This window comes from Trichormus sp. NMC-1, assembly GCF_001858025.1.
In the GTDB taxonomy this organism is placed as follows: Bacteria; Cyanobacteriota; Cyanobacteriia; order Cyanobacteriales; family Nostocaceae; genus Anabaena.
In genome coordinates this window covers 731,993-746,571 of the sequence record NZ_LZQD01000001.1, presented here as the reverse complement: position 1 = coordinate 746,571, position 14,579 = coordinate 731,993, and the positions used below count along the sequence as shown (strand labels likewise).

The window sequence follows — 14,579 nt, the reverse complement described above, 5'->3', positions numbered from 1 at the left end:
GAGGGGCGAGGAGCAATATCCTCCCTCGACTCAACCAATAGGGACAATTCAAGTCAAAAGTCAAAAGTCAAAATTAGAAACCTAATGACTAATGACTAATGACCAATGACCAATGACCAATGACTAATCACCAATGACTAATCATCGCATTGCTACAGTTCACCGGACTACTGGGGAAACTGATGTCCATGTCACCATTAACCTTGATGGTACGGGTATCTGTAAAGCCTCTACAGGTATTCCCTTTTTGGATCATATGTTGCATCAAATTTCCTCTCACGGGCTATTTGACTTGGATATTCAAGCCAAAGGTGATTGGGAAATTGATGATCACCACACCAATGAAGATGTCGGTATTACCTTGGGACAAGCCTTACATCAAGCACTGGGGAATAAAAAAGGTATTGTCCGCTTTGGGAATTTTCTCGCACCTTTAGATGAGGCTCTAATTCAAGTAGCATTAGACTTTTCTGGACGGCCTCACCTCGGTTATGGCTTACAACTTCCTACTCAACGGGTGGGAACTTATGATACTCAATTGGTGCGTGAATTCTTTGTAGCTGTAGTCAATCATAGCCAAATGACGCTGCACATTCGCCAACTAGATGGCATTAATTCCCATCATCTTATTGAAGCAACTTTTAAAGCCTTTGCTAGAGCCATGAGAATGGCAGTAGCAATCGATCCACGCCGTGCGGAGACTATTCCTAGTTCCAAAGGTGTGCTATAAGTTACTACTGCAAGTTTCCAGCAGCTACTCGGTTGACGATAATTGACACATTAAATCGGGACAGTTATTATCGTCCTACCGGGTAACTTGTAATTAATCACACATAACCGGGAATAGGTCATTTAACCGCAATGAATTCTGTTGCAGACACTCAACTGAATCCTGTAGCACAACCACCAGTGGTTCTAACTTCTGAGTTGCGAAAAGTCTATCGCACAGGGTTTTGGCTGAATCAAAAAGTTGTATCTCTGAAAAACTGTTCTTTACAAGTTTACCTAGGACAAACCTTTGGGTTACTCGGACCCAATGGCGCTGGTAAAACAACGCTGTTAAAACTGTTACTGGGAATTATCCGTCCTTCTTCTGGTAGGGGTTTATTATTAGGTAAGCCATTAGGCGATCGCTCTGTGAAGCAACGTATTGGCTATTTACCAGAAAATCCCTATTTGTATGACTATCTGACTGGTTGGGAATTTTTAGAATTAGCTGCGGGTTTATTCCAAATTCCCCAACGGGTACAACGTCAACGCATTCCCCAATTGCTGGAATTAGTCGGTTTATCCCAAGCTGATGCTCGCAAAAAGCTGATGCGCCGTTATTCTAAAGGTATGCTCCAGCGTGTTGGTATGGCTCAAGCATTAATCAATGACCCTGATTTGGTATTTCTAGACGAACCAATGTCTGGACTTGATCCCCTGGGACGCTATCAAATGCGCGAGATTATTCTTTCCCTCAAATCTGCTGGGAAAACCATATTTTTCAATAGTCATGTTTTGAGTGAAGTAGAACAAATTTGCGATCGCGTAGCCATCCTTGATCGAGGACAATTAATTTGCTCTGGTTCCCTTCATGAACTTTTAGGCAGTAATAACACATATCACGTCAAAGGTCAAGGGGGTGACGGAGAAATTCTCAAAACCAGGATATCCAATCTAAAATTTGAGGCTGATGGCTCTTGGCAAGGCATACTACAAGACGATTACTATGATTTTCTGGCCAGTCTCCGGTTAATGGGGGGAGAAATCATCGCCATGAACTTGTCCCACCAATCCCTAGAAGAGTTTTTTATCCAACAGATCCAAAAACAAAATCATTCGCTTAACGAGTAGAGGCTAACATCAGCAATGAAACAGTTAAAAATTTTCCCAGTACTAACATCACAACTGCTGATACCATTTATGATTTTAAATTTTGGATTGTCAAATAGTTACTAGTAAAGCTTTTAAGGATTCCATTAGTGCCTATCATTGTCCAAATTTGTATGAGAATATTACCATATAGCTGCGACTTATAATCGCTTAATTAAATTGTGAAATTAGACTAATAATACATCTTCATAAAGTTAAAAATAAATTTCCCGGAAATTTTGATTCTTGAGCATTGACTATTTTGACAATCCTTGGTCTAATCATTGACAATCCATGCCTTCAAACTCATTTAGCTTTAAATTAACTTTACTAAAAATTCAAAATCAATTCCTACGTTATATCCGGAAAATCCAGGATTTTTCAGAAAAGAACAGTGTCGGGGAACTTGAATATTTAAGTATAGTCAACGGTAAAATGTCTAGACAGTACTTCACAGATAGTAGTTTCATAATCTCAGGTAAATATGCTTAATATAAATTTGTGGAAATTTTTAACTCATTCAACTACATCTGTAGTTTTGCTAACAACTCTCAATATCGCTTTGCCATCTGTTAGCCTAGCTCAAAAATCACCAACATCATCAAGCTCAAATATATCTACAGATTACTTATTAGGCGGCGGCGATGTTATCCGCGTCAATGTATTTGAAGTACCAGAATATACAGGAGAATACCAAGTTCCTCCCGGTGGGGCAATTAATCTACCTTTAATAGGCAGTGTATCCGTTCTTAGATTAACAACAGAACAGGCTGCGGACGAAATAGCTAGAAGATATGCTCGCTTTCTTAAACGTCCTTTGATTTCCGTCAATTTGTTGTCACCTCGTCCCATCAATGTTTTTGTAGCTGGAGAGGTGACACGACCAGGGGCTTACACTCTCAACTTACAAGGAGGCAGCGGAAATACCCCAGGAGTACAATACCCAACTATATTAGCTGCATTAACTACAGCCCAAGGGGTAACACTAGCAGCCGATGTGACTAAAGTGCAATTACGGCGTAAAGTAGGACGTTCGGGCGAGCAGATTGTCAGTTTCAACTTAAAGGAACTCACCCAAACAGGTACAATACCCCAGGATATTACCTTACGGGATGGAGACACCTTAGTTGTACCCACTGCTACAAGCTTCAACATTGCAGAAGCACGCAATTTATTTTCTGCTAACTTTGCTGCCAGTCAAACTGCACCCCGCACAGTTGCAATTACTGGTCAAGTTTACCGTCCTGGTTCTTATCTTGTCACCGCTGGCGGTACAGATGGAGCCGGTACCGGTTTACCAACGGTAATGCGGGCGCTGCAACTAGCGGGAGGAATTACATCACAAGCAGATGTGAGAACTATCAAATTACGCCGACCGACGCGAACTGGTACTGAACAAACTATAGATATCAATCTTTGGGAATTATTGCAGACTGGTGATCTTAATCAAGACGCGGTTGTGCAAGATGGAGATACAATTGTTGTCCCTACTGCCACGGCGATTAGCACCGCAGAAGCAACTGAATTAGCTACTACTACTTTGTCACCGACCAAAATTCAAGTTGGTGTGGTTGGAGAAGTTAAAAAACCTGGATTAACAGATTTACAGCCGAATAGTTCTTTAAATCAGGCGTTGCTGGCTGCTGGTGGCTTTAATGATGCTAGAGCTAGTAGTGCTGCTGTAGATTTAATTCGCCTCAATCCTAATGGTACTGTCACTAAGCGTGTAGTCAAGATAGATTTCTCAAAAGGCATTAATGACGACACCAATCCTATACTTCGCAATAATGATGTTGTGGTAGTTGGCCGTTCTGGTATTGCTAAGACTGGTGATACATTGGGTACTGTCGCTGGGCCTTTAGGTATTATCTTTAATTTCCTCAGGTTTTTTGGACTCTAAGTTAATTTAAGTCCGTAAAGAGGGGGGCTGATTAATTCCCCCTTTTGATTAAATAAAATGATGTAATTTGTAATTTGTAATTCGTAATAGAGCCTACGGTTCCCGAAAGGGATAAGTAATTTTTAATTAATTTTTGTAACAGAAATTTAAGTAGATGTGCGTGAGATATACTCAAAACGCCTGAGATTTGAACTTTTATAAGATTGCGAAACAACCCAGATGTGTAGGGCAGAAGGCAGGGGGCAGGGGGCAGAAGGTAGGAAGAAGAAAGATAAATACTCTACCCATCTCCGCGTCTCCCCATCTCCCCATTTCCCCATCTCCGCGTCACCCCATTTGTATCAACAACTGAAACGGTATATTGCCAGCTGGTGAGTAAAGTGCTTTAATAGCGATCGCTTATAGTATGACCGTTTGCTTATCTTGCTTGTTAAAAAATTACACTTTCAAACCATTTTACTTACAGTTAATATACGCTGTTAGCATAACCTCAACAATTAATTTTGCCCAACGCTGAATAGGAGCATATATGGAGCCAATTATTGCTATAGTTTTAGCGCTTATCGGTTATGCCTTGGGATCTGCAAAAATGATTAATCAAGGGAATGAAGCCCTTGTGGAACGCTTGGGGCGGTTCCATCGAAAACTTAAACCTGGACTCAACTTTATTGTTCCCTTCCTTGATCAGATTGTCATGGAAGATACAACACGGGAGCAAGTTTTAGACATCAAGCCTCAGAATGTGATTACTAAAGATGGTATTTACCTAGAAGTAGATGCTGTTGTGTATTGGCGCATCATAAATATTGAAAAAAGCTTTTATGCAATTGATGATCTTCAACAAGCATTGTCAAACTTAACTACAACTACGCTACGGGAAGTTATTGCCCAGAACACCTTAGACGCTACCAATATGTCCAGAGCCGACATGGACAAAACCATATTAGACCAGTTAAATCCAATTACAAACGATTGGGGAGTCCAAATTATCCGGTTAGATATTCAGAGAATTACACCGCCGGAAAGTGTAAGGAACTCAATGCAAGAGCAACAAGCGGCAGAAATTAAGAAAAATGCCTTGATTTCCGAAGCAGAAGGGGAACGACAAGCAGCGATTAAAAAAGCTGAAGGAACCAGGACTTCTATGGAGATTATTGGTGAAGTCTTACGTTCTCATCCTGAAACTAAGGAAATTCTCCGGTATCTTGTCGCTCAAGATTACGTACAAGCCAGCCAAAAGCTTAGTGCAAGTAATAACGCCAAAATTGTTTTTGTAGATCCAGCTAACTCCACAGATATGTTTCAGGAGTTGATTGCTGAGTCAGTAACTCACGAAGAAAACATCAAAACTTCTGGGAACGGTAATGGTGCTAATTAAAAGTTCATTAGTCATTAGTCATTAGTCATTGGTCATTAGTCATTAGTCATTAGTCATTGGTCATTAGTCATTAGTCATTAGTCATTAGTCATTAGTCATTAGTCATTGGTCATTAGTCATTAGTCATTGGTCATTAGTCATTAGTCATTGGTCATTAGTCATTAGTCATTGGTCATTAGTCATTAGTCATTGGTCATTAGTCATTAGTCATTGGTCATTAGTCATTAGTCATTAGTCATTAGTCATTAGTCATTGGTCATTAGTCATTAGTCATTAGTCATTAGTCATTAGTCATTAGTCATTAGTCATTAGTCATTAGTCATTGGTCATTAGTCATTAGTCATTGGTCATTAGTCATTAGTCATTGGTCATTAGTCATTAGTCATTAGTCATTAGTCATTGGTCATTAGTCATTAGTCATTGGTCATTAGTCATTAGTCATTAGTCATTGGTCATTAGTCATTAGTCATTGGTCATTAGTCATTAGTCATTGGTCATTAGTCATTAGTCATTAGTCATTGGTCATTAGTCATTAGTCATTAGTCATTGGTCATTAGTCATTAGTCATTGGTCATTAGTCATTAGTCATTAGTCATTGGTCATTAGTCATTAGTCATTGGTGATTGGTCATTGGTAATAATTATTCTCTCCCTATCTCCCTATCTCCCTATCTCCGTGTCTCCGTGTCTCCGCGTCTCCGTGTCTCCGTGTCTCTCCATTAGTCACCTGTCACCTGTAACTTGTCGGTAGATAGCATCAGCCACTAGGGCAACTTGACGCATTTCTGAGACATCGTGAACTCGGAGGATATCAGCACCATTAAAAATGGCTGCACTACAAGCCGCTGCTGTTCCCCAAACTCTGGCTTGGGGATCTGGTTGGTTTAAAATCTTACCAATAAAACTTTTACGAGAAGCTCCTACGAGTATTGGACAATTAAGCATTTTTAATGTTTGCAAACGGCGAAAAATTTCTAAATTTTGCTCATAGTTTTTAGCAAAACCAATACCAGGATCAATAATGATTTTGTCATGTTGAATCCCCGCAGCAATTGCGGCATTTATTTGCTGAGATAAAAAGCTATAAATATCCCCTATCAAATCCTGATAATCAGTTTGTTGTTGCATCGTCTGGGGAGTTCCCCGGATGTGCATTAACATAATTGGCACATCTAAATTAGCTACTGTTGACAACATTTCTGGGTCAAATGTACCGCCAGAAATATCATTGACGATATCGGCTCCAGATAATACAGCAGCCTTAGCTACATTGGCTCTGGTTGTATCTACAGAAATAGGAATTGCAATCTCTGGTCGAATTACTTGTAAAACCGACAGCACCCGGTCAAGTTCTTGTGTGAGGGTGATTTGTTCTGCACCTGGTCGAGTTGATTGACCACCGATATCAATAATGTCAGCACCAGCGGCTACCATTGCTTGCGCTTGGTTTAAAGCGGCGGAAACTGTGTTAAATTTACCACCATCACTAAAGCTGTCAGGGGTGACATTTAAAATGCCCATGAGATAAGTTCGCTGTCCCCAGATAAAACAGCGTTCTCGAATCATTAATTGGTTTGACATAAGTTACAATCCCGCCTCGGAATGAATTCCGAGGCTAATAGGCAAAGTCCGTTTTAACGAACTAAATTGATTTGTTAAAAAGTTGTAAATGGCGTTCTACTGATAATTGACAATTTTGGCAAAACTATCAGCTTCTAGACTTGCACCTCCCACGAGAGCGCCGTCAATTTCTGGTTGAGCCATGATTTCATCAATATTATTTGGCTTGACTGAACCGCCGTATTGAATGGAGACGTTAGGATTAGTCAACTGAGAGCGAATTAAGCCAATTACCCGATTCGCTTCTTTGCTTTCACAAGTGTCACCAGTTCCTATGGCCCAAATTGGTTCATAAGCAATGACCAAATTATTTTGATCAATATCCACTAAGTCTTTTTCTAACTGAGTGGTAATCAGTTTTTCGGTTTCCCCTGCGTCCCGTTGTTGTTTAGTTTCACCAACACAGAGAATGGGGATAAGTCCATGCTTTTGGGCGGCTTTGAGACGTAGGTTAACGGTTGCGTCGGTTTCGCCAAAATATTGCCGTCTTTCGCTATGACCAACGATGACATAGCGCACACCAATTTCTGTCAGCATGGAAGCAGAAATTTCACCCGTATAGGCTCCATTTTCTTCCCAATGGACGTTTTGTGCGCCCAGTTGGATCAGGCTACCGTGCAAATATTTGGACATGACGCTTAAGTCAGTGAAGGGAGGACACAGTACCACTTCTCGTTCCGAGGGTGTTTCCTCCAAGTGGGGCAGAAATCCGCGTAAAAAGTCTTCGGACTCTGACCGGGTTTTGAACATTTTCCAGTTGCCGGCTATAACTATTTTTCGCACAGGTGATTTTGTCAAGATGCTAACGCTACTAGATGCATTTTTCACTCTACTACTTTTTAGGACACTCCTTGTCTACCGAGAGGGTAAAGGCTGCTGTCTGAGTGTCCTAACTGTCGGGCTAGGTTTAAAGTTCTGATGTTGTGGGGTTTGGGGAGATGGTAGAATGTCAGAAAAAATTTAGGAGATGGAAAGCGTTAGCATATCTCATCGTAGATATCACATTTTACTAAATCCATTTTTTTCGTCCTACTGATTTGGTTCATAATTCACCCTTAAATGCTTTATCGAGTATGGAAGGTAAAATGGCATCAAGTTCTTTTATTGCTTCTTCTCTGAGTTTTTTCATTGTATCTATTTTGGTTTGGAGTTCGTCGAGGTAGGCGACTATGCGGCGTTGTTCAGGGAGGGGTGGAACTGGAATTTTGAAATTTAAAAGTTTTGGTGTTTCTAACTTCCGCGTATCGTGAGTAGATTTTTCTACGAGTTCAAGAAGTAAATCATTCAACGTCCAGAAAACACTGCATAAAAACTCAGGTGTTATTTTTTCATTTGGCAATAGTGCCTTCATATCCTGGTTAATAGCGGCTGGTACTCGTAGGATTGCTGAAGGAACTGTATGAGCAAGAATCATCCCTCTTACAACAATTAAAACTGAGCTAGGTTGCAGTAGCTTTGCTGGTGATTTATGAGTTGCTTCTTCTGATATATGATCAATAGAATCATTAATTTCTCTACTCTTCATATCTTTGGGGGATATCCAAGGTATTGAACCTTCCCAGAAAAAAGGATTTTGCTTAGATGGAGTACCTCCTCCTTGAACATTTACCAACTCTTGTAAGGGTTGTGTACCTAATGGAGCTATTTCAGCTAAAATGGCTTTAGCACTTGATACCCGTAAAGCTTCTGTTTCTTCAAGTGCTTGTTGACGAAGCGATCGCACTTCCTCAATTTTCCCCACCAATTCCTCAATCCGCGCCACTATCCGCCGTTGTTCCTCTAGTGGTGGTAGGGGAATTGAATAACTTAGTACATCACTGGGACGTATTGCAGCATAATTAGTAGAACCTTGAGCAGCAATTTGATCACGAAATATAGGAGTACGAATAAAAAAGTTTAAAAACTGCTTATTTATTAAAGATTCATTAATTTCAAACAAAAAATAATGACTGCTGACAATTGCGCCATCTAAATTTTCAGGGACAATACCAATACCGCCTATTTTAGCATCAATTTCAGCTACTAAAAACTCACCTTTTCTACAAACTTGTTGTTTTTTTGTTTTAATTTCAGCACCTTTTAAGATATCTCTTAGAATAATTCCTTGTGCGTGAAGTTTTACACGACATCTTTTATAAGTTTTAGTATCATCAATTTGTACAAATTCCTTTCTGTAATTAATAACATTGCCCAAGGTAACTAAAGGATAAACTTCACTCATATTATTTGTATATTTGTAGGGGCAATTCATGAATTGCCCCTACCCCAAAATTAATTTAATCTCAGCAACTTGCCGATCTTGCTTTAAGATATCATTTACCAATTGCTCTAAAAATGATATACTAAATATAAACCAGGGACAAAATTCGGCTTCATGCCGTGTGACTGTCAAGCAAAGTTTTAAAAATCCTATATCCCTGGTATCTTGTCGCTTTTCTACCAAATAGTTTTAATAGTGGTTAAAGCTTGAATCCTCAAATCACGAGTAACTAAAGGAATACCCAAAGAAAACGCCGTAGCTGCAATAATTCTATCAGGCATATCAGGAACTGTTACCCGATCAATTTGTCGAATTGCACCTGAAATATTACGATCCAAAGGTACAAGTATAATACCTACATTGGGATCATCCAAAGCATTTAAAATTCGTGTTAATACCTCTTCTGCAAAGCGTCCCTTCTCAACTAAATAAGCAATTTCTATAACCGTAATAGCTGAGATATAAATAGGATTACCTGTATTAACTGCTTGTTCTAATGCTGTTAATGCAGCTTCTGATAATCTCTGTAAATCAAAAACGTACCAAATTAAAGTATGTGTATCTGCAACCACTGATGTCATTAAATTATATCCCTTGGAAAATTACCCCACATTTCTTGACGCGCTTGATAAATATCTTCTTCACTAATATCTACTTTTAAATCAGCACATAATCCTCTAACATTCTGTAAAGGAGTTTTAAGAGTCATTTTTTGAGACAAAAATTCCGCAAAATCTAATAATTGCTGTTGTTTATCAACAGGTAAATGGCGTAACTTTTCTAACACAGCTTGCTCAAGATTCATGGAAAAATCTCCTGAATTTACTACATAGTATCACCTTACATCTTTGATTGTAGGGGCAATACCCTACGGGAAGCAAGTGTACATTAACTAATTATTTGACAAGTTAACAGAATATTGTCACAAACAATAAAAACTATTGAAACCCTTCTATAACAAGGATTATAGCAGGGTTTAGTTGTTATAAATTCTAATCATCTTCTGAAAATGTTTTTAACAAATTAATTGTCAGAAAAGATTAAATTAACAATTTAAGTGTCAATTCCCAAAATCCATGTAAACTACTCTACTTCTTAAAATTTCACACATTAAATGTCACTTTTGCTCTATGATATACAGATATGTTGTAATTAAACATTAATGTATATGAGGAATAAAACACCTTTAACACCGGGCAATTTGGGAAATGAAAGTAGCATCGGCAAAGAAACTCAAGTTCTTGTGTCGGAACTTTCTGGCGAAGCAAAACTAAAAATGGAGGTTATTCAAAGCCTGTTAGAAGCAGGCGATCGCACTACTTATGCTCAAAGACTCAAAGAAGCAGCAGTAAAACTGGGTAAATCAGTGCGAACAGTAAGACGACTGATTGATAAATGGGAAGAAGAAGGCTTAGTTGGTCTAACGCAAACTGAACGGGTTGATAAGGGTAAGCACCGAGTTGATGAAAATTGGCAGGAGTTTATTCTTAAGACTTACAAAGAAGGAAATAAGGGTGGCAAACGCATGAGTCGCCAACAAGTAGCAGTCAGAGTAAAGGTTAGAGCAGATGATCTAGGTGTTAAACCTCCTTCACACATGACTGTTTACCGTATTCTTGAACCTGTGATTGAAAAGCAAGAAAAGGCAAAAAGCATTCGCAGTCCTGGTTGGCGAGGTTCACGTTTATCAGTAAAAACCCGTGATGGAAAAGATTTACAAGTAGAATACAGCAACCAAGTTTGGCAGTGTGATCATACTCGCGTTATCAAAATTATGGAAGTGGAGAAGAAGATAAATATGCACAACCAACAGAGAGATTTACTAATTATGGGGAAGCATTAGATTGTATGGTAGAAGATTGTGCTTTTATTTTACCTAATAATCCCCAGCTAGAGCTTTTCCGCTAAGTGGATACTATGATTACAGAAGCAATTACACAGGAATTCAAAAGGAAGGTTTGTGAAGAAATACGCCTTTTAGAAGAAGGTAAAGATCGGTTTCGTGTCTTTACACCATTTCGTTTTGATGATGGTGATCACTTAGCTATTGTTTTCAAAAAAGAAAGAGGAACTTGGTTACTTTCAGATGAAGGACATACTTATTTACATTTAAGTTATAGAATTGATCCTATTGACTTGGCAACTGGTACACGCAGAGAACTTATTGATTATGCGTTACAGGAGTTTCAAGTAGAAGATAGATATGGTGAATTAATTATTAGAATCAGTGAAGATGAATATGGAGATGCTTTATTTAGATTTTCTCAAGCTTTACTAAAAATATCTGATATTAGTTATCTTTCTAGGGAAAGAGTTAAATCTACTTTCTATGAAGATTTTAGGGCTTTAATTGAAAAAAATGTTCCTAAAAATAGATATACATTTGAATGGTATGATCATCAACATGATCGAGAAGGAGTTTATGAAGTTGATTGTTATATTAATAATTTAGAAAGACCTTTATATATTTATGCACTGCCTAATGATAATAAAGTGAGAGATACTACTATTTCTTTATTTCAATTTGAAAAATGGGAAAATAATTTTTACCCGATAGCAATTTTTCAAGATGAAAGCCAAATCAGTAAAAAAGTTTTAAGAAAATTCTCTAAAGTTTGTGAAAAACAGTTTCCTAACTTTAAAAATAATCAACAAGAAATTATTGTTTATTTACAACAACAGCTATCTCTCTCATCATAATTAAGCTCTATGTGTTCTTTTGCTATTTACTCATTGGCTCTAAATACAGAAACCATAAATTTTAAAAAAATTAGAAGTTTTTTTCGCCTCTCATACTACGAAGCGACTACCATTTTCAGCTAACCACTGCTTCCTCAATCCAAAATCCGGCAAAACCCGCTCTATGTACTTCCAAAACTGTTCATTGTGGTGTGATTCATGTAAATGCACTAATTCATGAACAATAATATATTCTATTATTCGGGGTGGTAAGAGAATAGTTAACCAGTGAAAATAAAGATTTCCGTCACTACCACATGACCCCCAACGAAAACCCAAGTCTCGGATTTTTATGATGCTGGGAGCTACGCTAAGTCTGGGAGAGAATAGGTAAACCCAACGTTGTAACCAAAGTTCCGCGTGTTGTGTGTACCAATGAATAAAATGCTTTCTGGCATGGTCTTGTTCATTAGACCTAAGCATAAATCTACCTTGGTAAAGACGTAAAGGAGTGGGAGATTTTGTTGATATTAATAATAAGCGATAGCTGCGACCTAGATAATAAAATCCTTCACCGTTGACAAACTCTTTCTCTGACTGATTTTGGGAAAGTAATTCTTTTTCTGCTAATTTCGTGTAAATCCAAAAGCGTTTCTCTAAGGCAATTTGCTCAATTATTTCCAAAGGACAATCATAAGGAGCATTGACGATTAATTCTCCACCTCGGTCAATGGTAATACCTACTGTTTTTCGTTTGTTACTCCGATTTAATACAAAGTACAAATCATCAATTACCAGGGATTTACTCATATTATGGTTAATTTCCCATGAAGGTGTTTGGCTAATTCTAGGATGCGATCGCTCACTGCCTGTTGTCGAGAAAAGGGTATCACATCTTCGTCATCTAAGAATCGGACAATCCACCCCCGCAATAGGTTTTGAGCATGGGCGTTTCTCCAGAAATCAACTATGCTAATTTCTTGACGGATGTGTTCTACCATTTCTACTGTAACGGCTACCAGTTTGTCTAGGGACGTATTGCAATACGCCCCTAAAAGATGTCAGAAAATCAGCACGAACTTTCATTAAATCTTTAGTTTCTGGTAACTGTAATAATTGGTTTTCGTGAATTTCCCACCAATTCAAAAAAGCATCTTTTAGGCTTTTTTCCTGCTGCGCTATACCTGGATATGATTCTACAAAATCTTTAATTTGACTACGTTCTGTGAGAGTTGGTAAAAAATCGAAATAATTTTGATCTCTTTCTACAAAAAAAGCACTGGGTTCAAAACCATGAGCAATAAAAGGTTCTTGTTTAGCTGCCACTTCCGTTTTAGGCACACCTCCTAAAAGATGCGCTCTCACATCATGGGGTTCGGTCGGTGGTGCATTATCAGCATAACGGCGAATATTGCAGTTGTAATCATTTTCAGCTAACTGTTGCTTAGTAACTACTGCTGCATAACCAGGAACATTTACAAACGCCTCAAACGAGGAAACAATTTTTTCAATATGTTCAGGTTTCAGGAAATTTTGCGCTCTACCTGATTGAAATTCAGCATCAGCATTAATAAATAAAACCTTACCTTGACGTTCTTGAGGTTTTGCTGCTTTTGAACCTCTCATTACTAAAATACAAGCAGGAATACCAGTTCCATAAAACAAATTTGGCGGTAAACCAATCACCGCTTCTAATAAATCATCTTCAATAAATTTCTGGCGGATTTCCTTTTCTACTCCGCCCCGAAACAACACACCATGAGGCATTACCGTTGCCATCATTCCCGTATTTCGCAACACCGCTATCATGTGTTGAACAAACATCAAATCTGCCTTTTTACCATTTTCAGGACAAAACCCAAAACGGAAACGCTCCTTAAAATTTAATCCATCAGTTGAATAATTTTGACTAAATGGGGGATTACTAATTACCCTATCAAAACGCATTAGTTCCCCACCTTCTAAATGTAGTGGATTAGCAATAGTATCATCATTTTGAATGGCTTTCTCATCAGTAACTATGCCATGCAAAATCATATTCATTTTGCAAATTGCCCAAACTCCACCATTAGCTTCTTGTCCATAAAGACTAAGATTTTTGGCATTTCCTTGATGTTCTTCTACATATTCTTTGGAGAGAATCAGCATACCTCCTGAACCTACACAGGGATCATAAATCCGCATTCCCTGTTGTGGTTTCAGTAATCGCACCATTAACCGCGCTACATCACGGGGGGTATAAAATTCGCCGCCTTTTTTACCTGCTGAATCAGCAAAATGTTTAATCAAATACTCATAAGCTGCACCCAACAAATCAGGAAATTCAAAATCTTCATTGCGGAGACGATTTTTACTAAAATGCCGAATTAAGTCCCGCAATTTTTGGTCAGAAACTCTGGTTTTACCTGCTGTTTTATTAAAATCAATGTGGCTAACAACGCCTTCTAAAATCGGGTTTTCATTTTCTAAATAACCCAAAGCTTTATTTAAGCCATTACCAACATCACTATGTAATTCTTTTTCGATATAACTCCAACGCGCTCTTTCTGGGACAAAAAAAGTTCCATCATAATAAACAGGTGATTCAGCACGTTGTTTTGCTTCTGCTTCCGTTCTACCTTTTGCTTTATTCGCTTCAATAATCTGCTCATACTGCTCCTCAAACACATCAGAACAGCGTTTTAAAAAGAGCATTCCAAAGATATACTCCTTATACTCAGAAGCATCCATCTTGCCACGCAGGATGTCAGCAGCAGCAAAGAGGTGACGTTCTAACTGAGATAGGGTAATTTTTCTCATAAAGGCAGTAGCCTGGATACTTATAAAAATAAACAAAAGTCTTATGCAATTAACAGATTAGCGTAAATGCAAAGCCTATTGTCGCTG

The 14,579-nt window shown here is 38.4% G+C and carries 15 protein-coding genes; 6 read left to right on the top strand and 9 right to left on the bottom strand.

The genetic code is table 11. The annotated features are described in order from the left end of the window. The first annotated feature begins 133 nt into the window (after positions 1–133). The 3 genes from hisB (at position 134) to A9Y75_RS03310 (ending at position 3,757) form a co-directional block, all read left to right on the top strand. Positions 134–730, top strand: coding sequence for an imidazoleglycerol-phosphate dehydratase HisB (gene hisB, locus A9Y75_RS03320; protein ID WP_071188146.1), 597 nt, complete (start codon positions 134–136; stop codon positions 728–730). A 131-nt stretch (positions 731–861) separates the two neighbouring features. After that, positions 862–1,839, top strand: a complete 978-nt coding sequence (locus A9Y75_RS03315; protein ID WP_071188144.1) for an ABC transporter ATP-binding protein — start codon at positions 862–864, stop codon at positions 1,837–1,839. A gap of 502 nt (positions 1,840–2,341) precedes the next feature. Beyond that, positions 2,342–3,757, top strand: coding sequence for an SLBB domain-containing protein (locus A9Y75_RS03310; protein ID WP_071188142.1), 1,416 nt, complete (start codon positions 2,342–2,344; stop codon positions 3,755–3,757). Positions 3,758–3,903: 146 nt separating this feature from the next. Here the strand turns inward: A9Y75_RS03310 and A9Y75_RS28185 are convergent, their stop codons facing one another. Beyond that, positions 3,904–4,077: a hypothetical protein gene (locus A9Y75_RS28185; protein ID WP_177176087.1), complete on the bottom strand. Its 174-nt coding sequence runs from the start codon at positions 4,075–4,077 to the stop codon at positions 3,904–3,906. A gap of 209 nt (positions 4,078–4,286) precedes the next feature. Here A9Y75_RS28185 and A9Y75_RS03305 point away from each other — a divergent pair, with 209 nt between their 5' ends. Next, complete coding sequence (locus A9Y75_RS03305; protein ID WP_071188141.1) at positions 4,287–5,135, top strand: SPFH domain-containing protein; 849 nt, start codon at positions 4,287–4,289, stop codon at positions 5,133–5,135. 722 nt (positions 5,136–5,857) lie between these two features. On the opposite strand, the gene folP is transcribed toward A9Y75_RS03305, so the two are convergent. The 5 genes from folP to A9Y75_RS03275 form a co-directional block, all read right to left on the bottom strand. Next, positions 5,858–6,715 carry a dihydropteroate synthase gene (gene folP, locus A9Y75_RS03300; protein WP_071188139.1) on the bottom strand — a complete coding sequence of 286 codons (858 nt, stop codon included), beginning with the start codon at positions 6,713–6,715 and terminating at the stop codon, positions 5,858–5,860. Positions 6,716–6,811: 96 nt separating this feature from the next. After that, complete coding sequence (gene tpiA, locus A9Y75_RS03295; RefSeq protein ID WP_071188804.1) at positions 6,812–7,537, bottom strand: triose-phosphate isomerase; 726 nt, start codon at positions 7,535–7,537, stop codon at positions 6,812–6,814. Positions 7,538–7,796: 259 nt separating this feature from the next. Continuing rightward, positions 7,797–8,975, bottom strand: coding sequence for a restriction endonuclease subunit S (locus A9Y75_RS03290; RefSeq protein WP_071188137.1), 1,179 nt, complete (start codon positions 8,973–8,975; stop codon positions 7,797–7,799). Positions 8,976–9,190: 215 nt separating this feature from the next. Continuing rightward, positions 9,191–9,595: a type II toxin-antitoxin system VapC family toxin gene (locus tag A9Y75_RS03280; RefSeq protein WP_071188134.1), complete on the bottom strand. Its 405-nt coding sequence runs from the start codon at positions 9,593–9,595 to the stop codon at positions 9,191–9,193. Continuing rightward, positions 9,595–9,819: a DUF2281 domain-containing protein gene (locus A9Y75_RS03275; RefSeq protein ID WP_071188132.1), complete on the bottom strand. Its 225-nt coding sequence runs from the start codon at positions 9,817–9,819 to the stop codon at positions 9,595–9,597. The genes A9Y75_RS03280 and A9Y75_RS03275 overlap by 1 nt, the downstream gene beginning before the upstream one ends. A gap of 363 nt (positions 9,820–10,182) precedes the next feature. Between A9Y75_RS03275 and A9Y75_RS03270 the strand changes: the two genes are divergently transcribed. Further along, positions 10,183–10,857 carry a helix-turn-helix domain-containing protein gene (locus tag A9Y75_RS03270; protein ID WP_236721316.1) on the top strand — a complete coding sequence of 225 codons (675 nt, stop codon included), beginning with the start codon at positions 10,183–10,185 and terminating at the stop codon, positions 10,855–10,857. A 74-nt stretch (positions 10,858–10,931) separates the two neighbouring features. Next, on the top strand, positions 10,932–11,714 hold the full coding sequence (locus A9Y75_RS03265; protein WP_071188130.1) for a DUF1828 domain-containing protein: 783 nt from the start codon (positions 10,932–10,934) through the stop codon (positions 11,712–11,714). 90 nt (positions 11,715–11,804) lie between these two features. Here the strand turns inward: A9Y75_RS03265 and A9Y75_RS03260 are convergent, their stop codons facing one another. The 3 genes from A9Y75_RS03260 to A9Y75_RS03250 are packed head-to-tail and all read right to left on the bottom strand — an operon-like array spanning position 11,805 to position 14,492. After that, on the bottom strand, positions 11,805–12,503 hold the full coding sequence (locus tag A9Y75_RS03260) for a SprT family zinc-dependent metalloprotease (RefSeq protein ID WP_071188128.1): 699 nt from the start codon (positions 12,501–12,503) through the stop codon (positions 11,805–11,807). Then, entirely contained in the window at positions 12,500–12,694 is a 195-nt protein-coding gene (locus tag A9Y75_RS03255) for a hypothetical protein (RefSeq protein WP_071188126.1), read from the bottom strand. Before A9Y75_RS03255 ends, A9Y75_RS03260 begins: the two co-directional genes overlap by 4 nt. Then, the gene (locus tag A9Y75_RS03250) at positions 12,666–14,492 is read right to left on the bottom strand and encodes a class I SAM-dependent DNA methyltransferase (RefSeq protein WP_083389475.1); all 1,827 of its coding nucleotides are present in this window, start codon (positions 14,490–14,492) and stop codon (positions 12,666–12,668) included. Before A9Y75_RS03250 ends, A9Y75_RS03255 begins: the two co-directional genes overlap by 29 nt. Between the last annotated feature and the right edge of the window lie 87 nt (positions 14,493–14,579).

Bases quoted from the DNA above. Each gene is read 5' to 3' on its own strand.
- hisB (WP_071188146.1), top strand. From the start codon at position 134: ATGACTAATCATCGCATTGCTACAGTTCACCGGACTACTGGGGAAACT.
- A9Y75_RS03315 (WP_071188144.1), top strand. From the start codon at position 862: ATGAATTCTGTTGCAGACACTCAACTGAATCCTGTAGCACAACCACCA.
- A9Y75_RS03310 (WP_071188142.1), top strand. From the start codon at position 2,342: ATGCTTAATATAAATTTGTGGAAATTTTTAACTCATTCAACTACATCT.
- A9Y75_RS28185 (WP_177176087.1), bottom strand. From the start codon at position 4,077: ATGGGGAAATGGGGAGATGGGGAGACGCGGAGATGGGTAGAGTATTTA.
- A9Y75_RS03305 (WP_071188141.1), top strand. From the start codon at position 4,287: ATGGAGCCAATTATTGCTATAGTTTTAGCGCTTATCGGTTATGCCTTG.
- folP (WP_071188139.1), bottom strand. From the start codon at position 6,715: ATGTCAAACCAATTAATGATTCGAGAACGCTGTTTTATCTGGGGACAG.
- A9Y75_RS03290 (WP_071188137.1), bottom strand. From the start codon at position 8,975: ATGAGTGAAGTTTATCCTTTAGTTACCTTGGGCAATGTTATTAATTAC.
- A9Y75_RS03280 (WP_071188134.1), bottom strand. From the start codon at position 9,595: ATGACATCAGTGGTTGCAGATACACATACTTTAATTTGGTACGTTTTT.
- A9Y75_RS03275 (WP_071188132.1), bottom strand. From the start codon at position 9,819: ATGAATCTTGAGCAAGCTGTGTTAGAAAAGTTACGCCATTTACCTGTT.
- A9Y75_RS03270 (WP_236721316.1), top strand. From the start codon at position 10,183: ATGAGGAATAAAACACCTTTAACACCGGGCAATTTGGGAAATGAAAGT.
- A9Y75_RS03265 (WP_071188130.1), top strand. From the start codon at position 10,932: ATGATTACAGAAGCAATTACACAGGAATTCAAAAGGAAGGTTTGTGAA.
- A9Y75_RS03260 (WP_071188128.1), bottom strand. From the start codon at position 12,503: ATGAGTAAATCCCTGGTAATTGATGATTTGTACTTTGTATTAAATCGG.
- A9Y75_RS03255 (WP_071188126.1), bottom strand. From the start codon at position 12,694: ATGGTAGAACACATCCGTCAAGAAATTAGCATAGTTGATTTCTGGAGA.
- A9Y75_RS03250 (WP_083389475.1), bottom strand. From the start codon at position 14,492: ATGAGAAAAATTACCCTATCTCAGTTAGAACGTCACCTCTTTGCTGCT.